Raw genomic sequence first — 20,778 nt, 5'->3', positions numbered from 1 at the left:
ATGCATCCGCGCTATCCGCACGTCTTCTCGCCAATCGCGCTTGGCCCGGTCACCATCCCGAACCGCTTCTTCTTCGCGCCGCATGGCAGCGCGCTGAGTGTGGGGACCAAGCCTTCGGACGACCTTGTCGCCTATAGCGCCGAGCGGGTGAGGGATGGCGGCTGCGGACTGGTGATGGTGGCGCTGGTCGCGCACGAACGCGGGCGTACCCGGCAACCATCGCCGCACCTTGACGCAAACATCGCCGCCTTCGCGCGCATGGCGGATGCCATTCACGCGGCTGGCGGCAAGATCTTCGGGCAGATCTTCTACTGGTGGGGCGGCGCGGGCTGGTGGCAGCCGCTGAGCCCGCCGGCACCGGCACTAGGCCCATCCAGCCGGCAGTTCGCGCATGGCCGCCGGGCATCCACCACGCGGGCGATGACCTTGGGAGAGATCGCGGGCATGCACGAGGCCGTGCGCCGCTCCACCGCCAACTTGCGCAAGGCCGGTTTCGACGGAGTGATGCTGCACGGATCGCACGCGGGCCTGATCGAACAGTTCCTTTCGCCCTACTACAACGCGCGGGAGGACGATTACGGCGGCAGCTTTGCCAACCGCGTGCGTTTCGTGGTGGAATCGCTGGAGGCCGCCCGCGAAGGCGCTGGCCGCGAGATGGCCGTGGGGATGCGCTTCAACTGCGACGAGGGTGTGGCGGGCGGCTATGGCATCGACGGGGCGCGCGATGCGGTCTCGCACCTGACAGGGCGCGGCTTGCTGGACTATCTGGACCTCGACCAAGGCATGGAGCCGCAGCAGTTCGCGCATGGAATGCCCACCGGTTTCTCCGAAAAACAGCTCTATCGCCCCGCAGTCGCACAAGTGCGCGAGGCGGCGGGAACGGTGCCAGTGCTTTCCGTGCTGGGCCGCGTCACTCGCATGGCGGAGGCGGAAGAAGCCATTGCGTCGGGTGTGGTCGACATGGCGGGATGTGCTCGGCAATTGATTGCGGAGCCGCAATTCGTCTTGCTGGCGCGTGAAGGGCGCGAGGAGGAAGGGCGCACCTGCATTGCCTGTAACTGGTGCACCGCTGCCGGTGGCGATGGCGCGCAAGGCTGCACGATCAATCCGGCCAGCTATCGCGAACGGCTATGGGGTGTGGACAGTTTCGAACCCGCGCCGCAACCGTCGCGGGTGGTGGTCATCGGGGCAGGGCCCGGCGGGATGGAGGCGACGCGGGTTGCTGCGAAACGCGGCCACCGGGTCACGCTGTTCGAAGCGCGCACCGAGCCGGGCGGCGCGCTGGCGGATTGGGCGCGCTTGCAGGGGCGGGCGCATTATGGCGATGCCGTGCGCTGGTGGTGGGCGGAACTCGAACGCCTTGGCGTCGATCTGCGCTTGGGCATTCGCGCCAGTGCCGAAACGGTGCTGGCCAAGGCGCCTGACGCGGTGATCGTGGCGACCGGCGCGCGCTATCGCTTGGGCGGGCAGGGGATCGTGAGCGAGATGCCGATTCCCGGCCATGACCGGCCCTTCGTTCTCACACCGGAAGCCGTGCTGGCCGGCGCGCTCGATCTTTCCGGCCACGTGCTGGTGGCCGATGGGGAGGGTTATCACACTGGCAGTGGCATCGCCGAAATGCTGGCTGCGCGCGGTGCGCAGGTCACGCTGGTTTCCGCCGAAATGTCGCCCGTTTCCGCGCGATTGAGCGACGCGTGGGAGGAGCGTTTCGTGCTCGGCCGCATGAAACGGGCCGGCGTCGTTCTGGAGACCGGAACATGGATCGACGAGATTGGGGAAGGTCGGGTGACGCTGCGCGATGTGCATTCCGGTGCGACGCGCGTGATGCCGGTGGATGCGGTGATCCTTGCCACCTCGCGTGAGCCGGTGGACGATCTTGCGCGCGCGCTGGAAGGGCGGGTTTCGCAGCTTTTCACGATCGGCGATGCGCTGGCGCCGCGCATGTTTGCGGCGGCGAGTTACGAGGGGCAGCTGTTCGCGCGCATGATCGGCGAACCGGACGCTCCGCGCGATTTCGCGCAGGCGTGGTTCGCGTCCGATGCGCCTTGGCTCAATCCTTTGCCGGCGGACATGGACCGGCCTGTGGGCTGAGGCGCCCCCGGCGTGAACCGGGGGCGCGCACATCCTCAGTACTTCACGCCGAGTGTCACGCCGTAAGTCGCCGGTTCGGCCCAGACGCTGCCGATGCCGAGCGAGGCGTAGTTCACCGCCGAGCGGTAGCGGTGATCGGTGACGTTCTCACCATAGACCGCGATCGAGTACTTGTCCGAGGCATCCGTCCATTCCGCACGCAGGCCCAGCTGGGAGTAACCGCTCTGCTTGAACTGTTCGGCAATGCCGAAATAGAAGGACGAGGTGTAGTAGAGATTGCTGGACAGGTTCAGGCGCCCGCCGCCAAGATCCAACCCGTAGGAGGCGGCAAGGTTCGCGGTGAATTCCGGCGAACGCTGCATCTTGAAGCCGCTGGCGTTGGTGGTCGTTTCCACCAGCGAACCGGGCCCAAGGCCGCCAAGGCTGGTCGGCGTGCAGGCCACCGGCGAGGTGCCGAAGGTCAGCGACGGATCGCAGAACTGGTAGAACGGCGCGTTGGGGAACTTCTTGTAGCGGGCATGGGTCCAGGCCGCGCCGCCGGAAATTGTGAAGTCCGACGTCACGCGGGCGCTGACTTGCCCCTCGATGCCGTAGATTTCCGAACTGGCGGCATTGGTGATACGCGCGGTGCCGGCCTGGAAGCTGGAGACCTGCAGGTTCTTGTAATCGTAGTAGAAGCCGGAAAGCTCCGCAGAGAACGGTCCCTTGGCGTACTTGTAGCCCAGTTCGTAGGCGTTGATCGTTTCCGGCTTCACCGGGCGGTACGAATAGCCGCCCACGTTCAGCAGGCCGGCCTTGTACCCCTGGGTGAACGAGGCATAGAGGCTGGATTCGTCATTAGGCTTGAAGCGCAGCACGAAGCGCGGCGTCACGCGGTCGTTGGTGAGGTTCGGCACGTCGTAACGCGTGTAGAGCGGCACGTTCGATGGGAATGGCACCGGATTGCCATTGGCATCCTCATAGACCGAGGCAGTGAGGGCGCGCAGGAAGTAGGCGTCGGAAACCCAGTCATGGCTGTAGCGCGCGCCGGCAGTGACGAAGAGTTGCGGCGTGATTTCGTAGGTGGCGTCTCCGAAGACCGCGATCGACTGGGTTAGCGTGCCGGATTCGCCGTTGCGCACGAACGGATTGGTGCCCAGCTTCGCGTCGGTGGGCCAGGTGTCGCGGTTGTTGAAGTAATAGACGCCGGTGGTCCACTGCAGGCGCGACCCCGCCTTGGAGTTCAGCAGCAGTTCCTGCGTGAAGGTTTCGCTGTTGGATCCGATGCGGATGGTGAAGATCGGCAGTGCCGTCGCGTCGAGATCCTGCACGCTGGTCACCCGCTCATTGCGGTACTGGGTGTAGGATGTCAGGTCCGCAAAGCCGAGGTTGGCCTTGATCGTGCCCTGCACGATGTCCGAATTGCTGTGCGCGCCGATGCCGTCGCTGGGCTGCAGGGCCACCTGGTTGGGTTTGGTCGCGTAATAGCCGGTGGGCGTGTACTGGTAGATCCAGCGGGTGCCGTCCTCATCCACGAAGGCATTGTGCATCAGCGCGGAAGGATCGTCCGTTGCGGAATGGATATAGCGCAGCAGGAAACTGACGTCGGGCGTCACTTCCACCTTCAGGCCGGTGCGGACAGACCAGCGGTTGTATTTGCCGACATGATTGTTGTTGTCGATGATATTGGTCTGGAACCCGTCACCGCGCCGGTAGAGCCCCTCCACGTCGAAAGCGACGCCGGGCGCGACGCCCGATGTGGCGTATCCTTGCACTTCCACCGTGTTGAAGCGGCCATAGGTGGCCTTCATCTCGCCGCCCGGCGTTTCGCTGGGATCGGCGGTGGTGACCAGGATCGCGCCGCCCGTGGTGTTGCGGCCGAACAGCGTGCCCTGCGGGCCTTTCAGGACCTGAACCGACTGGACTTTCATCAGCTGGAAGTCGGTCGCCGCCGCGCTGGGCGAGAAGAAGCCGTCCACGTAAGTAGCGACGTTGGGGCCGCCGCCAGAGGTGGTGATTGCGGTGCCGACGCCGCGAATGGTGGGCTGGGTGTAGACGCCCGACTTGTCGAAACGCAGCGCCGGCACCACGCGCGACATGTCGGAAAGCTGGCGGACGCCGGCATCGGTCAGCGCCTGATCGCTGAGCGAGGTGATGGTGATCGGCACATCGAGCGAGCGTTCCGAACGGCGCTGCGCGGTGACGTAGATTTCACCGGTAGGCATGGGCTGCGCGGTTTGCGGAGTAGCGGCCTGATCGGTAGGCGCCTGACCTGTGGGAGCCTGAGCGGCATCTTGCGCGAAAGCCTGCTGCGAGAGCAGGGCGGTTGCCAGAACGGCAAGGGACGATGTTGCGCATCGCCGGAAACAGTTCGACATTTTTTCCTCCCGATGTGTCGTAGGCCCGGCTTTTTCAACGCGGTGCCCGTTACGTTTTCGCACTAGGCCGGCTTTCGGCAAAGTTTCGCGACGGCCATATCGTCACGGCGCTTTCGCCGGGTTCCTTGCCGGCAAAAAAGCTTGCTCCCGCCAGCGGGATCGGCCCGTCACCACCCGTCGCGCCCGGCAATGAAGGCGCCAACGGTGCGGCGGATCCAGTCCTGCCGCGCCGGGCGGGGCACCGGCCGGTCGGTCAGCATCACGTTCACGTAATAGCCGCGCAGCATCAGGATGAACGCCTCTGCAGCCGCGTGCGGATCGCCGGGAACGCGGCCCTGCGCGGCCGCACAGTGGACGATGAAATCCGCGATTTGCTCAACCCCGATCTGGGTGCGCTCGGCCGCGGCGATGCCCAGTTCGGGAAACCGGTGGGATTCGCTGTAGATCAGCCGGTTAACGCCCAGAAAGCTGCCCTGAAAGCTGAGTTCCAGCGAGCGATCGGCATAGGCGACAAGGCCTTTCTCCAGATCGGTGTCGCTGATCTGCAATTGCATCAGCGTCGCCCCCAGCGCACGGTCCATCTGCTGCACCATGATGGCGCGAAACAGCTGCTCTTTCGAGGAATAGCGCGAATAGAGCGTCGTCTTGGAAATGCCCGCCGCCTTGACGATCCGCGTCATGGACGTGCCGCCATATCCGTGACGTAGGAATTCCTGCAGGGCGACGTCCAGCAACTGGCCGTCTATTTCCGCGCCTTCCTCCAGCGTCGGCCGCCCCGGCGCGCGGGATGCAGCCGAACGGGCTGCAGTCGAGGCCGCCGCAATGCTCATGAACCGGCCATTCCGCGCATGTCAGCGGCCTTCCATGGCGTGGCGCTGCCGCTCCACATCGGCGAGCAGGGGAAGGATCTTCTCATCCGCCAGCAGCGTGCAGTAGTATTCGTTGACGTGCCGGATCCTGCCTTCGTGCAGGGTGAAGGCCATGCAGTACTGGTTGCAATAGGCCTCCCCATTGGCCAGCACCGCATCGCCTTCGAATTCCACGACGACGCGGTCGCCCTCTGCAGTCACCGTCTTGAATGCGGGGCGGAGGCCGGTGGGGATGAGGTCGCGGAAGGCGGCCGTTGTCGCTAGGATCATCTCGCGGACTCGCGGGCCGGATAGCTTGCCGAAGCCCTTGGCGTCCGTCACCGCATCGGGCGCGAGGCACTTTTCGGCGGCCACGGCATCGCCTCTGCTGAATGCTTCGATGAACTCGATCACGATCCGCTTGTTCGCTTCGCTCATGACATTCCCTCCCTTTCGATTGCAGCCGGCCTTCCGAACAGCTTCCCGATCAGCCGGAGCAAGCGGGTCAGCATGGCGGGGCGAGTGGGCGTTTCGATCATCGTTTCCGGTCCCGCTCCTCCGCCGGGCGCCTCGATCTCCGCCTTCAGCTGTTGCGCGAAAGTCCGCGCGAACTGTGGCAGCAGCGGTTTGCCCATGGCTTCCCACATCATTGCCATCTGCCCGCTGCCGATCACCTGCACGTGCAGTGTCACCTCGGTTTCCGTGGGGCCCAGCGACCGCGCGCGGTAGGTGCCTGCACCCCGCACGGGATCGCCATCCAGATCGTAGGTGAAGGCCACGCGTTCCGGGCCGTCCCACGCGTCCACATGGACATTGACGTGAACGGTGCGGACCAATCCGCCGGCGCCGACTTTCAGCACCCAGCTGGAATTGTCCGCATCGACGATCCGGCATTCGCGAAGCCCGGGCATCAGGCTGGCCCAGCGCTCGATATCGCGCACATGGGTCCAGACCTCCTCGATACCCCGCCCGATGGTGACGGTCTGTTCGGTTTCGATCATTCGGCGGCTTCCGCCTGTTGTCGCCGCGCTAGCGCCGCGTCCAGCAGCGTGCTGGGCTGGCCCACGGCATGGAGCGCGGCCAGATAGCCGTGGGTCATCCCGCGCGCATTGGTCATGCCGCTTTGCATGACGGCGCCATTGTCCAGACGGGCCATCGAATTGCCGGCGACGTAAAGCCCCTCGATCGGCTCGTCGTCCCAGCCGATCACCCGGCAATGCTCGTCGCCCAGCAGCCCGGCAGAGGCGATGCCGCCACCTGCCAGACGGTGCAGCGGCACAGCGTAGAACGGTCCTTGTTCCAGCGGTCCCAGATTGGCGTTGGGCTTCTGGTTGGGATCGCCGCACATGGTGACGCTCCACGGGAAAGCCCCGCGTCGGAATTCCGGGTCTTCCCCGGCTGCCGAATAGCGGTTGAAGGCCGCCACCGTCTGTTCCAGCCCCGGCCCGTCCACGCCGATCATGGCGGCGAGTTCGGCCAGACTGCCCGCCTTCGCGCCCATGCCGTCGGGCAGCTCCTGCCCCGGCATCACGCCGCCGAACGGGTATTTCTCCCGCGCCTGGCTGTCGAAGATCGCCCAGCAGGGATAATTGACGTGGGTCTGCGAATTGCCGTCGATCACGTTCATGGCATGGGCGATCGAGCGGTAGAAAGCCTCGTTCCCGAACCGCTTGCCCGCGCGGTTGACCACGATCGTATGCGGCAGGCCCATGTAGGGCAGGGCACCGCGCCAGAGCGGCAGGTCGCCCTCCTGTTCCTCCCCCGGCGTGTGGACGCCCAGGATCGTGCCGTCCGGAACGCGGGCGATGCGGGCGCCGAACGGGCCGGCCAGCCGCAGGTGCGCGCCGTCGATCGACTGCATGACCATCGATTCCGGATCGATCAGGTTGCCCAGCGTGCGCGAGTAACCGGGATCGCGCTCGTAACTGCTGACCGCGATCACCACGCCGCGATTGGCCTTGATGAAGATGTCCTTGCCGTCGCGCTTTGCCCGCACGCCGATGATGCGCTGGCCGTCGCCGATCAGCTTTTCCGCATTGACGCCGGTGATCAGGGGAATGCCGCGATCCAGCGCGCCCTTGACGAAATAGGCGGCAAGGCCGGGCCCAAGACAGCGCTCGTCATTGCCCATGCGCTCTGCCATCGTGGCATAGTCCCAATTGCGCATGTTCGCGGTGCCGCCATTGGCGAAGATATCATGATGCGTCATGCCATAAGGCACGTGCGGCGAAACCCGCGTGCGGTGCTGCCATTCGCCCAGCGAAGCCGCCGGGAACGGCACGGGTTCCAGCAGCCGCCCTTCCGCCACGCTATCGTTGCTGTGGGGATAGTAATAGTCCGGACAGTCCGGGATTGCTGCCAGCTGCAACCCGATCACGTCCTCGAAATACTTCAGCGCGACCGGGGCGTGGATCGCCTGATTGAGGATGGAAACCTCATCCGCGTAACCGGCGGAAAGTCCCTGCACGTAACGGAAGCCGCTTTCGGGGGAATCGTCTATGCCCAGCGTCTTGGCCAGATGATTGCCGGCGATCCAGACCTCACCCATCGAATAGGCAGTGACGCCGCCTACCTTGTCCGACCGCTCGAGCACCACGGCAGAGCAGCCGTGATCCTGCGCGGTGATTGCCGCGCACAACCCGCCCGCGCCGGAGCCGATGGCCACCACGTCTGCTTCCAGATCCCATTGTTCAGGCACGATGTCCGTTTTCACCGGCTGTCTCCCAGCTTTTGCCAACCACATTCATGGCCGAGGATGCGCCGCGTTCGCCCGGCGCTTTTCCCGGTAGGTCGGTCCTGCTGCGGTTATGATACGGCATGGACCGATTAATGACCAGTTCGCCCCGGCGATGGGTTTTTATCGAATCCTGCTGCCGGTGATTGCTTTTTCACGCGTCGCGCTTGCCAGCCGCCGCGTTACTCGCCAGCAGCACCCCGAAGCGTGGCCCAAAGCGCGCCCGTCGGAGAATGCAGTGAACCCATCGAGACACCCCCTCTCGTTCCCCGCCTTCCGGCTGTTCTGGGTGGCACGGCTCTGCACGACGATGGCGCAGGGCGGCATGGTCGTGGTGCTGGGCTGGCAGGTCTACGAAGTCGCCCGGCTCACCCGCAGCATCAAGGATGCGGCCTTTCAACTGGGCGTGGTGGGGCTGGTCCAGTTCATCCCGCTGTTCCTGCTGGTGCTGGTTACCGGCTGGACGGCGGACCATGTCGACCGGCGCGTGATCGCGCGGCTGTGCGGGGTGGTGCAACTGGGATGCGCGGTACTGCTGGGCTGGCTCAATTCGGGCCATGGCGTGACCCTGGCGGCGCTGTTCGTGGTGGCGGGCTTGTTCGGCGTGGTAAGGGCATTTTCCATGCCGGCGCTCAGCGCGCTGGCGCCGGACCTCGTTCCGGCCGAAGTGCTGCCCCGGGCCATCGCCATCAATTCCATCGCCAGCAGGCTGGGCGCCATCGTCGGGCCGGCCTCGGTCGGGTTCCTTTATGCGGTCGGGCCGGTGTTTCCCTATGCCGCCGCTTCCGCGCTGTTCGCGGTTTCGCTGCTGTGTTTCATGATGATCCCGCCAGTGCCGCGCACGCCGCGAAATGCCGGCGTCCATCCGTGGCAGCAGATGGTGGAGGGCATATCTTATGTGCGCCACCATCCGCTGATCCTGGGCGCGATCTCGCTGGACCTGATGGCGGTGCTGCTGGGCGGGGCGACCGCGCTGCTGCCGGTTTTCGCGCATGACATTCTGGCGATCGGCCCAAGCGGACTGGGCACCCTGCGCGCCGCGCCCGCATTGGGGGCAATGCTGGCGGCGTTCTGGTTCTCATGGCGGCCGCTTAACCGGGATGTCGGGGTGAAGATGCTGGCGGCGGTCGCCGTCTATGGCGTGGCCATCCTTGGCTTCGGCCTGTCGCGCTGGCTGCCGCTTTCGTTGCTGTGCCTGACCGTATCGGGCGCGGCCGACATGTTTTCGGTCTACGTCCGCCAGTCGCTGATCCAGCTTTCGACGCCGCAGGACATGCGCGGCCGGGTGGGGGCGGTCTCGTCGCTGTTCATTTCCGCGTCGAACGAACTGGGTGAGGCCGAGTCCGGCTTCGTGGCCTCTTTCCTCGGCCCCACGGCGACGGTCGTGGTCGGCGGCATCGGCGCCATCGCCGTCACGCTGATCTGGTCCCGCCTGTTTCCGGCGCTGCGGCTGGCGCGCAGTTTCGATATCCGCCCGTTTGAGCGGGAACGAAAATAGGCGGAAAATTCAACGGCGGGCAGGGCAGAACAGCGCTTTTGCTGAAATATATTTTTTCGCGACCGGGGAATACGCGACCACACTATATTTACGATTGAAACACCGTTACTTAGCTATGCTCGCACACCCGGGGGGGATTGGTGGGTGCCATGCTGTTGCAAATGCACGGGAATCAGTTTGCGGAGCCGTTCCGCCCGGATAGTCGGCCCCGATTGCGGGTTCGTGACCTTTTGCCTGCCTTCCTGATGCTGATTTTGCTCGTTGCCGGGCTGCTTGTCGCTTCGTTCGGCGTGGGCGCCGCTTCCGGCGAAGGCTATCTGGTGGTGACGCCGCCCAGCTGGACGCTGGCCCGCACGACCGGGCTGGTACGCGCCTCTGGCGGCAGGCTGGTTCGGCCGGGCGGCTTTTCCAACACCGTCATCGCCGCCTCGGCCGATCCTCGCTTCGCACAGACCGTGGAACGGGCGGGGGCGCTTTTCGTGCGCCGCGTCTCCGGCCCGCTTGGCTGCACTGCTCCGCAAGAAACCAGCCCGCCCCTCACGACGAGGTCACAGCCATGAACCACGAAATCGCTGCCCTTCGTACCAAGTTCGGCCGGTTTCTGGTCGTGCTGCTCTGGCTGCACGTCCCGCTGCATGCGCTGGTTGCGCTGATCCAGGGCGAATCGCCGCTCTATGCCGCGCTGGCGGGCGCCGTCCTGGCCGGATCGTTCCAGCTGATGTGGGTGCTTCAGGGACCCGCGCCGGCGACCCGCTATCTTTCCGCCGTCGCCCTGATGGGGGAGGCGGCGATCCTGCTGTTCCTCCTGCGTGGCCATCCCTGGCAGATGGACATGCACATGTATTTCTTCGCGATGCTGGCGCTGACCATCGCCTGGCTGGATCGCGAGGCGATCCTGATCGCCGCGGTTGCCATCGCGCTGCATCACCTGGTGTTGCTCTACCTGCTGCCTTACGCGGTGTTCTCGCAGGCCGGCACGCCGGAACGCGTCCTGCTCCATGCCGCGATCGTGGCGTTCCAGACGGCGGTGCTGGTTTGGCTGAATGGCATGTTGACCGGCAGTTTCCAGCGCATCGGCCGGATGAGCGACGAAATCCTGCTGAAGAACGAGGCGCTGGAGGAACGCACGCGCGAAGCGGAAGAGGCCACGCGGGTAAAGAGCATGTTCCTGGCCAACATGAGCCACGAAATCCGCACGCCGATGAACGCGATCCTGGGCTATAGCCACCTGATCGGCCATACCAGCCTGGACGACCGTCAGCGGGACTTCGTGGAGAAGATCAAGGGGGCCGGATCGTCGCTGCTGCGCCTGATCAACGACATCCTGGACTTTTCCAAGAACGAAGCCGGCAAACTGATGCTGGAATCGCATGATTTCGACTTGCGCACGACGATCGCCGATCAGGTCCAGCTGGTTTCGTTCGAGGCCCAGGCCAAGGGCGTGCGCGTCTTCACGCATATCGGCCCGGATGTGCCGCAGGCGGTTTGCGGCGATCCGCTGCGTCTTGCGCAAGTGGCGATCAACCTGCTGAGCAATGCGGTGAAGTTTTCCGCCGGCGGCCGGGTGGAGATCGGGCTTGAACTGGTGGGCAAGCGCGATGGTCCGGCCGGCGAACTGGCCGTGCTGGAGCTAGTGGTGGCCGATGACGGCATCGGCATGAGCGCACAGCAGCAGGCGGGGCTCTACAAGCCATTCTCCCAGGCCGACACTTCCACGACACGCCGGTTCGGCGGCACCGGGCTGGGTCTGGCGATCTGCAAGCAGATCCTGGAGCAGATGGGCGGATCGATTTCGGTCAAGAGCGCGCCCGGCCAGGGCAGCACTTTCACCTGCCGCTTCGAAATGGCGGAAGCCGGCGCAGTGCCGACAAGCCGGGCCGTCTCGTTCGACCAGATCCGCACGCTTCGGGTACTGGCGGCGGACGATAACCCCGCCTCGCGCGAGATCGTGCAGGGCATTTTCGGGCACTGGGGCATGGGGATCGACCTTGCCGCATCGGGCGAGGAGGCGCTGGCCGCCTATGCCGATGCCTGCAAGCGCGGCAAGCCGTTCGACCTTGTGCTGATCGACTGGAAGATGCCCGGAATGGACGGCATCGAACTGGCGCGCATCCTGCAGGAACGCGCCGGAGACGGTCCGATGCCGATCACGCTGATCCTCACGGCCTACAGCGTGGACGAGGCGATGGCGGAGGCGCAGGGGATTCCGATTTCGGCCGTTCTGGCCAAGCCCATCGATCCGCAGGCCCTGCTGGAGACGATCACCGTTCTCTTCGCCGACGAAGCGGCCGCGATCGCGGCGGCCTCGTCCGAAGAAGCCACAAGCCGGCAGGTGGAGCCGCACTTACGCGGCCAGCGCGTGCTGCTGGTCGAGGATAACGAGATCAACCTGGAGATCGCCACCGAATTGCTGACGCAGGCGGGCCTGATCGTCGATCCCGCCGTGAACGGGCGCATCGCATGCGATCTCGTGGCACGACGCGGCGATACTTATGCCGCCGTCCTGATGGATGTGCAGATGCCGGAGATGGACGGGCTGGAAGCCACGCGCCTCATTCGCGAAACGCGCCCGCGCGGTACTTTGCCGATCCTGGCCATGACCGCGCACGCCTTCGAGGAAGAAAAGCGCAAATGCATGGATGCCGGAATGGACGATCACATCGCCAAGCCGGTTTCGCCTGCCTCGCTGGTTGCGCTGCTGGATCGCTGGCTGAAGCCTGTCACCCCGGATGCGGAAGGGCCGTGCGCGATTGCCCGGCCCGGCCAGGCTGAAATCGAGCCCGTCCTCCCCGCCAAACTGCCGCCTTTCGACATTCCCGTCGCGCTGGAACGCGTGGGCGGCAAAATCGCGCTGCTCCATCGGCTCATCATCAGCTTCGGGCGGGATTACGCAGACGTGGCTGCGCGGATGCGGGAGGCTCTGGCGGAACGCGATACCGACGAAGTGCGGCGGCTTGCGCACGGATTGCGCAGCGTTGCAGGCTCGCTTGGTCTTCACATCGTCCAGCATCACGCCACCGAAACCGAACGTCTGGTCCTTGCCGGCGAGATTGATGCCCTGTCTTGCGAAATCGACGCGCTGGACCGGGGGCTGCGGCCGGCGGTGATCGCGGCGCGGACGCTTCCCGCAGCGGCAGGGCATAACGGGGCGGCTGCAGAGGCGCAGCCGGTGGACGCCAAGCATGCGGCCCAGGCCTTGGCCGAACTGCGCGGCCTTCTGCTGCGGCGCAGCCTGAGGGCCCGAGACGCCTTCGAAAAATTCGCCGATGCTTCGGGGCTATCGCAGCCCGAACGACAGCATCACCCGCTGTGTCAGGCCGTGCTTCGGCTCGATTACGCGGCCGCTCTTGAAATCGTGGACCGCATCGATGACCGCATGGGCATTGATGCTTCCGCCGATGGCGCCGGCGGAGATCTTTCCGCTAACGGCAAACTGGCGACCGATCGCGTCGCCCAAAGGACGAATTCGTGAACAAGGCGACGATCCTGATTGTCGATGACGATCTGGCCAATATCGAAATCATGAACGCCGCGCTGGAGGAAGAATACGACGTTTGCTTCGCCAGTTCGGGGGAGGATGCGCTGGATGTGGCGCGGTCCGTTCAGCCCGATCTTGTCCTGCTGGACGTGGTGATGCCCGGCATCGACGGCTTCGAGGCCTGCCGCAAGCTGAAGGGCGATCCGCTGCTGGCGGACGTTCCGGTCATCTTCACCACCGGGCTGGGCGATGCCGAGGCGGAGATGCGCGGCCTTTCGCTGGGCGCGATCGACTACATCACCAAACCCGTCCAACCCGCGTTGCTGCGCGCGCGCGTTGCCAACCATGTCGAGCTGAAGCGGATGCGCGATCGGTTGGCCCAGATGGCAGTGACCGACGCGTTGACGGGCCTCAGCAACCGCCGTCATCTGGAGATCGACCTTGCCGCCGATTGCGGCCGCCTTGCCCGGACTGGGGAATGGCTTTCGGTCATCATGATCGACATCGATTTCTTCAAGCAGTTCAATGACACATACGGCCATCAGGCCGGTGATCGTTGCATCATGATGATTGCTTCCGCGCTGACGCGGGCGATCCGCCAGTTGAGCGGCAAGGCAGCGCGTTATGGCGGTGAGGAGTTCCTTTGCGCGCTGCCCGGCGTCGATCCGCAATCGGCAGGCGAAGTGGCGCTGGAGATCAAGCGGCAGGTCGATTCCCTGGGCATCCCGCACAAGACCTCGCGCATCGGCCCGCAAGTGACGGTGAGCATCGGTGTGGCCTGTGCGCGCTGCGCCGACGGGATGGCACCAGACCACTGGATCGCTGCTGCGGATGCCCAACTCTACAAGAGCAAGTCATACGGACGCGATCGGGTGACGCTGGATTGCTTCGACGGGATCGCCTCTCACTAGGGCGCAACCAATGAATGGCGCGCGATCCCGGATCAGATCTCGTATTCGAGGTGCCAGCCGGTAGCGGCGGCGACGGGATGGTGCCGCGGCGAGGCGCCGGACTGTCGGCGCATCATCTCGCCGTAGAGCTTCTTCACCATGTTGCTGCCGGTACGGGTCATCACGCCGGGCAGGAAGCCATGAAGCATGGTTCCCAATCCGGCAACGATCATGAGCAGGCCGAAGCGATTGGCGACGTACCAATGCTCGCCGTAGGTTTCGTTCACGGTGCGGGGATGATCCAGGAACAGCTTGCGGAGCATTGCCGTCTCCCTTGAATGTAGGCCCTAACGGCCGGTACCGGCGGCGGCGCGGGTGCGGAACCCCGCACCGCCGTCGGCATGGCATGTCCGACCGATCAATCGGTCGGCAAGGCTTTCCGGCCGATCAGGCGGTCGGCGGATAGGGGTGAAGGCCGAAGATCCACTTGGCACGCAGTTCTTCTGCGCGATCGACAAGCAGAACGCGGGCATCGTGGCCCGCCATGCCGGCCTGATGGGCGACATCGATGGCGCGGTTCAGCGCGGCCTTCATGTCCGCGAAGACGGCCAGCGCCACGCCATGCAAGGTGACTGCCCAGTTATCGCCCTGCTGGGCGACGTGATAGTCGTTCTGTGCCATGTGCCGTTTCTCCTTTTTCGCATCCGTGCCGATCCGATGGCGGAAAACATGCGTTCGCTTGCCATCGGGCTGGACATCTTCAGGTGTCCTCGGCCCCGAGGTGTTTCTTGGTTTCGTACATGGTGCTGTCGTGGTCGACCCGCACGATTGGTCGGTGATCTAATCTATGATCCGACCGGAACGCCTTCCCTCTACATTCTCAACCATACCGGTAGACAAAGTGCTGTCAATGCGATTCGACGGCGCCGCCGCCGCGTGGCTCGTTGCTTGTCGCGCATGGCGCACCGCTCGTCGGTATCCCCTTTCAGACCGGTCGCGCAGGCCGGGCCTCAACCCTTCCGCTGCCTGCTATCCGCCCGCCAGTCTGTTCCAGCGAATATACGGCAGGATCGAGGCATGGTCATCGGTCCAGGCCTGCGCTGGCCGTTCGTTCAGCACGGTCCATGGCATGTCCGATCGCGCATGGGCGAGTTGGTTCAGCGCCCCGGCGTCGGCCGACAGGGCGATCCAGCGGGAAGGGGTGTAACGCTCGGTATCGGTCGGGATGTCGAGCCGGGTCAGCGCCGCCAGGCCGCCGTCGCGCGCATTCGCGGCAACGACCGGAGCCAGATCGATGTAGCGGTTCGATATATGCAGAAGCAGCAGTCCGCGTTTGCTCAGCGCCGCCATGTAAACCTGCAAGGCCTCCCGCGTCAGCAGGTGCATCGGAATCGCGTCCGAGGAAAACGCGTCGATCACCAGGACATCGAACGAGGCGGGTGGCAGCGCGGCCAGTTTCAGCCGCGCATCGCCGATCACGATCCGTGCGCCGGGCGTGCAATCGCGCAGATAGGTAAAGCGGCCCGAAGTGGAGAAACGCAGGACGACCGGATCGATCTCGAAGAAGGTCCAGCTTTGTCCGGGATGCGACTGGCAGGCGAGCGAACCCGTCCCCAGGCCGACGACGCCGATCCGCGCGTGGGGCCCGACGATGGCCGGGGTTGCCGCCAGCGCGAGCGCTACGCCGGAGCCGGGGCCATAATAGGTCAGGGCATCGCGGGCATGGGCCGGATCCAGCGACTGTTCGCCGTGCAGCGTGGTGCCGTGGGCCAGTGTGCGCATGCGCTCCTCCGCCCGGTCGTGAACGGTATAGATGCCGAAATAGCTGCGCGTACGCTCACCCTTCAGTGTCGCGCGGATCGTCCAGATGCCGCCTTGCGTCACCATGGCGAGGGCCAGAACCGTGACGAAGGCCCAGCGCCACGCCAGCAGCATCACCCCCGTTCCCGTGAGGAAGACGGTCAGCACCAGTGCGATCAGTTCGCCTTCGGGCCGCAGCGCATAGCCATCCAGTTGCCAGCCCAGAAACGCGGCGAACAGCAGCAGCAGGGCCAGGGCGATGCGCACCTGCAACGGATCGCCGCCGTCATCCCCGTTCCAGCGCAGAACGGGTTCCAGCGGCATCAGCAGCGCGGCGGCCAGCACCAGCAGCGGATGCTCCCACGCCCAATCGAACAGCAGCGGCGCCAGCAAGGCGGTGAAGACGCCGCCCAGCGCGCCGCCAGCCGAAAGGACGAGGTAGAACCGCGTGAGTTGGGAAGCTTCGGGGCGCAGGTCGTAGAGCCGCGCATGAAGCGCCGTCGCCACGCAAAACAGCAAGAGGCAGGTGGCAAGCGCCGTCCACAGCCCCCCCGATCCGTTCGAGAGCATCGCATAGCTGCCCGCAAACAGCGTCACCACCGGTGCGATCCGGCCGATCAGGCGCGCACCGCCGCGCCGGTCGGAGAAGGCAACGACGAAACTGAGCAGGTAGAGGCCCAGCGGGATCACCCAAAGCAGCGGCATTGCGAAGATGTCGGTGGTCAAATGCGTCGTCGTGGACAGCAGCAGGCCGGAAGGGACGGCCGAGAGCGCCAGCCACAGCAGCAGCGTTCGCCTTGGAATGCGCGCGGGGGCCTGATCCGACGGCGGCGCCGGCACGAGGGCAACCGTCGCAAAGCGGCTTGCCCCGGCCAACACGACCAGCGCAACCAGCAACAGGAAACCGGCCGACCAGAACAGGCTCTGTTCCCGCAGGCTCAACAGCGGTTCTGCCAGCAGCGGATAGGCGAGCAGCCCGGCAAAACTGCCCAGGTTGGACGCGGCATAGAGTGCCCATGGCTCCCCGCCGCGCGGATCGGCCGCAAACCACCGCTGCATCAGCGGCGCCTGCGCCGAAACGGCAAAAAACACCGGCCCGATCGACAGCGCCAGCAGCAAGGGCACCCATAGCTCTTCGGGCAGGCCCCCAACCGGCGCGACATTGGCAAGCCCCACCGGCAGGGTCAGGCCCGCCAGCGCCAGCACGCAAACATGGATCAGCGCCTGCCGCCGCAGCGTAAAGCGGCCCAGCCAGTCGGCATAGGCATAACCGGCCAGCAGCAGCGCCTGGTAGACCAGCATTGCGCTGTTCCACACGTTCGGCGCGCCACCCAGATGCGGCAGCGCCATGCGAGCGACCATCGGCTGCACCAGGAACAGCAGGAAGCTGCCGACAAGTATCGTCGCGACGAACAGGCCGCGTGCGGGGCCATGCAGGCCGAAAGTACGGGAGGTATCGGCAGCGGCCATCGGCACCGTCTATCGCATTGCCCCGTCAGTATAAAGCCGCAAGGCGCCGCCGTTCCGTATGCGTTATGGCCGAGCGAGTGACTCCTCAGTTCCCCCCGCCAGCCGTATTGCGGATGAAGGCAGCCACATTGTCGTGCAGTTCGTGCAACGAGGGCAGGTGGGCATAGACCATGTGGCCGGATTCGTAGTGCTTGTATTCGACATTGGCCTGTAGGGCCGGGGGCACCGGCAGGTGGCGCATTTCGAACACCCCTTCGAAATAGGGCGTGGAAACGTCGTAATAGCCGCCGTTGACCATGACTTTCATCGTCGGGTTCTGCTTCATCGCGATGGCCAGATCGGGCAGCACGTTGGGCAGCGCGATCAGCGGCTTGCCCGCGCCGGGGGGCTGGTGGCGATAGTCCCAGCTGCCGTAGATGCTGACGCCGGGCTTGAACTGCTTGTCGCCCCCATCACCGGTCCCATAGTGCAGCGTACCGCGTGCGTACTGGTTGAAGGCGGCGATATAGGCGCCTTCCAGTGCGGCGCTCTGCGGATCGTAATCGGCCACCTTGCTCAGCGGATCGAGCGTCGTCCCGGAAAAGCGCGTGTCCAGCGTGCCGGTGGTCAGGCCCTGATCGGCCAGCAGTTCCTTCTGGAACGCGCCATATTCGATGCGAAGATTGGTCTTCAGCAGATAGGGCACCGAAAGCCCGGTGAAGGCGGAAAGCTGGCTCGCGATCCGCTGCCGCTCGGCTTCGGGCAGGGCATTGCCCTGCATCAGCGCCTGCGCATAGTCACCCGTGGCGAAGGCCTCCACTTGCGTTAGCAGGGTCTTCAGGTCAGCCGGTTGGTTGGCCAGCTTGTGGTGATACCAGGCGGTGGCCGCGTAAGTCGGCAGTGCGACGATATAGGGCAAGTCCACCGAAGGATTGGCCTGCGGATCGTCGGGCATCAGGTCCCAGTTCAGGATGTCCGACAGCAGGATCACGCCGTTGAGGTCGATCGACCGGTTCTGCAGCGCCAGCGAGAGGCCGGCGGCGCGCATTGTGCCGTAGCTTTCGCCGAACAGATACTTGGGCGAATTCCACCGCCCGTATTTGTTCAGGAACTGCTCCACGAACTGGGCGAAGGCGTCGATATCCTGATCGACGCCGTAGAACGCCTTGGCCTTGTCCTTGCCGGCGATGCGGCTGAAGCCGGTGCCGGGCGCGTCGATGAACACCAGATCGCTGGCGTCCAGCAGGCTCGCGTCGTTGTTGACCGTCTTGTACGGCGCAGGTGCGGTGTGCGCATTGTCCGCCGTTTCCACGCGCACCGGGCCGAAAGCGCCCATGTGCAGCCACACGCTCGACGATCCGGGGCCGCCGTTGAACAGGAAGGTGATCGGGCGGCCCGGCGTGCGTACGCCATCCTTGAAGTAGGCGACATAGAACATCGAGGCTTCCGCCTTGCCGGCCTTCGCATCGTCGTCATCGGATGCCTTTGCGTCGAGCGCGTCGGTATCTTCCCAGCCCTTGGCGTGGGCGACCAGCGTTCCGGCAACCGCGTGATAGGCGATCCGCGAACCGCCGACGGTCACCGATCCGGTGGACTGCACCGCTTCGGGCTGGAACAGCGGGGCCGGCGCATCCGCCGCCGTGTCGGCCTTGGCCGGAGCTGCATCGGCCTTGCCGGTGGACGGCGCGGCAAGCGCGGTGGACCCCGCCAACAGGCAGGCGAAGGGAACGGCAACCAGGGCAGACTTCATCTATCGTCTTTCGGGAAAGGGCGACCACGATTGGAAGGCGCAGGATTACGGCGCGATCCCGACAAGGCAAGCGCTGCCGCCGTTAAATCAACGGCTTTGCATCCGGATCGGAAGGTTCCAGCCGCTCCTTCAACCGATCGTAGAGGGATCGGTGCATCAGCGCCTGATCCAGCCGGGCAAGTGCAGCCGAAACTTCGCCCGCCTCACGGTCGAGGTCTCGCGCCACATCGTCGAATGCTTGCCACATCGGGCGGAGGCGGGCGACAAGTTCGGTTCCCGCCGGTGACAGGCTGAGCACCCGCCGGCGGCTGTCCTGCGGATCGGGCGCGGAGTGGATCAGCCCGGCGCTTTCCAGCGATTTGCGCGCTTCGCTGACGGAGGGATGGCTGATGCCCAATGCCTCCGCCAATGCACTGACGGTCATAGTTCCTTCCTGCGCGAGTTGGTTGATCAGCCCGAACCAGCGCTGTTCGAACCGGATGCCAAGATCGGCATAGATCCGCGTGGCATCGGCATCGATCGCGGCGCTCAGCCGTCGCAGCCGGGCCCCCAGCGCCGCGCCGTGCATTCGGCTTACATAGTCGGACATTCCCGGCCTCTCGATTGGCATTGACTTATTGGTAGGCGCCTACATAAATAATGGCAAGCACGTTCGGGAGGATGGAAATGACGATCGGCAAACAATTCGGCCATTCGCGGCGATCGGTGATCGTTGGCGGCCTTGCCACGGCTTTGCTGCCGCGTTCGGTGGCTGCGGCAGCGCCTTCCTTGGACGCCTTCGTGGCGGACAACATGCGGTCTGCCGGCATTCCGGGGCTGGGGCTGGGCATCGCGCGCGACGGCGTCGTCACTTTCGCCAAGGGCTATGGCCTTGCCGATGTGGCCACGCGCCGGCCGGTCGATGGCGATACGATGTTCCACATCGCCTCCATCACCAAGACGGTCACCGGAACCGCGATCATGCAGCTTGTCGACCAGCGCATGATCGCGCTAGACGATGCGATCGCGCCGCATCTCGATTTCCGCATGGTGGGCGAAGGCGCCGATCGGATTACGTTCCGCCACTTGCTGAACCACACCTCCGGCATATCGGACGAAGTCTATTACGGGGTCGATTTCCGCGTCAGGGGCAAGGATGCCACGACGCCGCTGGGCGATCTGGTGCGCGATTATTTCGCAGCTGGCGCGCACTACACGGGCACGGGCAATGTGAAGTCGCCGCCCGGTGCCCGCTGGGATTACAGCAACATGGGTTTCGCGCTGCTGGGATACCTGTTCCAGCGCGTATCCGGGCAGGATCTGCGCGTCTACACGGCGGAGCACATGTTCAAGCCGCTGGCGCTAAAGCACATTTCCTGGACCCTGGCCGGAACGCCCGAGCATCTGCGCGCCACGCCCTATGACGTTACGGACGCCGGCGCACAGGTGGCCGTACTGCCTGCCGGATTCCCGGATTATCCGGGCGGCATGATCCGCGCATCGGTGGGCGATTTGACCCGGATCGTCGCAGCCGCGGCCAACCAAGGCGTGTCTGGGCAAACGCGCCTGCTCAGCGCGCAGGCGAACGCGCAGATGCTGCAAATGACGAAGCCGGTCGATCTGCCCGACTGGTTGACCGGGCAGGGCCTGGCCTGGCAGGAAGCTGCGCTTGGCGGTGTTCCTCGGCCCAATCATTGGGGTGGCGATCCCGGCGTGCTCACCATGGCCTACCTCGATCCGGCGACGCGCACGGCTGTGGTCCTGCTCTCCAACCTGACCGCCACGCGCGAGAGTCGCGATGCACTGAAGGCGATTGCGGTGAAGGCGCTGGATCGCCCTGCATAGCGCGAAGTATGCGACCTATTTTGCGGTCAAGAATCCCCTGATTTCGGCGCGTTCGGCGC

At 65.1% G+C, this 20,778-nt stretch carries 16 protein-coding genes; 6 read left to right on the top strand and 10 right to left on the bottom strand.

Going from position 1 to position 20,778, the window contains the following annotated elements:
- The gene (locus ACZ1JC_RS02155) at window positions 1-2,091 is read left to right on the top strand and encodes an oxidoreductase (protein ID WP_465139547.1); all 2,091 of its coding nucleotides are present in this window, start codon (window positions 1-3) and stop codon (window positions 2,089-2,091) included.
- Window positions 2,092-2,126: 35 nt separating this feature from the next.
- On the opposite strand, the gene ACZ1JC_RS02150 is transcribed toward ACZ1JC_RS02155, so the two are convergent.
- From ACZ1JC_RS02150 to ACZ1JC_RS02130, 5 genes are all read right to left on the bottom strand, one after another.
- Window positions 2,127-4,448: a TonB-dependent receptor gene (locus ACZ1JC_RS02150; RefSeq protein ID WP_465139548.1), complete on the bottom strand. Its 2,322-nt coding sequence runs from the start codon at window positions 4,446-4,448 to the stop codon at window positions 2,127-2,129.
- Between the two features lie 167 nt (window positions 4,449-4,615).
- On the bottom strand, window positions 4,616-5,278 hold the full coding sequence (locus ACZ1JC_RS02145; protein ID WP_465139549.1) for a TetR/AcrR family transcriptional regulator: 663 nt from the start codon (window positions 5,276-5,278) through the stop codon (window positions 4,616-4,618).
- Between the two features lie 21 nt (window positions 5,279-5,299).
- A complete protein-coding gene (locus ACZ1JC_RS02140) occupies window positions 5,300-5,734 on the bottom strand; it encodes a nuclear transport factor 2 family protein (RefSeq protein ID WP_465139550.1) in 435 nt (144 codons plus the stop codon).
- Window positions 5,731-6,297 carry an SRPBCC family protein gene (locus tag ACZ1JC_RS02135; protein ID WP_465139551.1) on the bottom strand — a complete coding sequence of 189 codons (567 nt, stop codon included), beginning with the start codon at window positions 6,295-6,297 and terminating at the stop codon, window positions 5,731-5,733. Before ACZ1JC_RS02135 ends, ACZ1JC_RS02140 begins: the two co-directional genes overlap by 4 nt.
- Window positions 6,294-8,009 (bottom strand): FAD-binding protein, encoded by a 1,716-nt coding sequence (locus ACZ1JC_RS02130; protein ID WP_465139552.1) that lies wholly within the window; start codon window positions 8,007-8,009, stop codon window positions 6,294-6,296. The genes ACZ1JC_RS02135 and ACZ1JC_RS02130 overlap by 4 nt, the downstream gene beginning before the upstream one ends.
- 259 nt (window positions 8,010-8,268) lie before the next feature.
- Here ACZ1JC_RS02130 and ACZ1JC_RS02125 point away from each other — a divergent pair, with 259 nt between their 5' ends.
- From ACZ1JC_RS02125 to ACZ1JC_RS02110, 4 genes are all read left to right on the top strand, one after another.
- Window positions 8,269-9,528: an MFS transporter gene (locus ACZ1JC_RS02125; RefSeq protein ID WP_465139553.1), complete on the top strand. Its 1,260-nt coding sequence runs from the start codon at window positions 8,269-8,271 to the stop codon at window positions 9,526-9,528.
- Window positions 9,529-9,773: 245 nt separating this feature from the next.
- Window positions 9,774-10,088 (top strand): hypothetical protein, encoded by a 315-nt coding sequence (locus tag ACZ1JC_RS02120; RefSeq protein WP_465139554.1) that lies wholly within the window; start codon window positions 9,774-9,776, stop codon window positions 10,086-10,088.
- Window positions 10,085-13,000, top strand: a complete 2,916-nt coding sequence (locus ACZ1JC_RS02115; RefSeq protein ID WP_465139555.1) for a hybrid sensor histidine kinase/response regulator — start codon at window positions 10,085-10,087, stop codon at window positions 12,998-13,000. Before ACZ1JC_RS02120 ends, ACZ1JC_RS02115 begins: the two co-directional genes overlap by 4 nt.
- Window positions 12,997-13,917 carry a diguanylate cyclase gene (locus ACZ1JC_RS02110; protein WP_465139556.1) on the top strand — a complete coding sequence of 307 codons (921 nt, stop codon included), beginning with the start codon at window positions 12,997-12,999 and terminating at the stop codon, window positions 13,915-13,917. Before ACZ1JC_RS02115 ends, ACZ1JC_RS02110 begins: the two co-directional genes overlap by 4 nt.
- A 32-nt stretch (window positions 13,918-13,949) precedes the next feature.
- Here ACZ1JC_RS02110 and ACZ1JC_RS02105 read toward each other — a convergent pair whose 3' ends face one another.
- From ACZ1JC_RS02105 to ACZ1JC_RS02085, 5 genes are all read right to left on the bottom strand, one after another.
- On the bottom strand, window positions 13,950-14,219 hold the full coding sequence (locus ACZ1JC_RS02105) for a DUF6356 family protein (protein ID WP_465139557.1): 270 nt from the start codon (window positions 14,217-14,219) through the stop codon (window positions 13,950-13,952).
- A 124-nt stretch (window positions 14,220-14,343) separates the two neighbouring features.
- Window positions 14,344-14,577 carry a hypothetical protein gene (locus tag ACZ1JC_RS02100; protein ID WP_465139558.1) on the bottom strand — a complete coding sequence of 78 codons (234 nt, stop codon included), beginning with the start codon at window positions 14,575-14,577 and terminating at the stop codon, window positions 14,344-14,346.
- A 348-nt stretch (window positions 14,578-14,925) separates the two neighbouring features.
- Window positions 14,926-17,166 (bottom strand): fused MFS/spermidine synthase, encoded by a 2,241-nt coding sequence (locus ACZ1JC_RS02095; protein WP_465139559.1) that lies wholly within the window; start codon window positions 17,164-17,166, stop codon window positions 14,926-14,928.
- An 85-nt stretch (window positions 17,167-17,251) separates the two neighbouring features.
- Entirely contained in the window at window positions 17,252-18,895 is a 1,644-nt protein-coding gene (locus ACZ1JC_RS02090) for a S10 family peptidase (protein WP_465139560.1), read from the bottom strand.
- Window positions 18,896-18,977: 82 nt separating this feature from the next.
- Entirely contained in the window at window positions 18,978-19,484 is a 507-nt protein-coding gene (locus ACZ1JC_RS02085; protein WP_465139561.1) for a MarR family winged helix-turn-helix transcriptional regulator, read from the bottom strand.
- 77 nt (window positions 19,485-19,561) lie between these two features.
- Here ACZ1JC_RS02085 and ACZ1JC_RS02080 point away from each other — a divergent pair, with 77 nt between their 5' ends.
- Window positions 19,562-20,719: a serine hydrolase domain-containing protein gene (locus ACZ1JC_RS02080; RefSeq protein ID WP_465139562.1), complete on the top strand. Its 1,158-nt coding sequence runs from the start codon at window positions 19,562-19,564 to the stop codon at window positions 20,717-20,719.
- Window positions 20,720-20,778: the final 59 nt, after the last annotated feature.

The organism is Sphingomonas sp. BL-S-28 (assembly GCF_055521515.1).
Note: the sequence above shows the minus strand (reverse complement) of the source record. Positions and strands in the feature narration are given on the sequence as shown.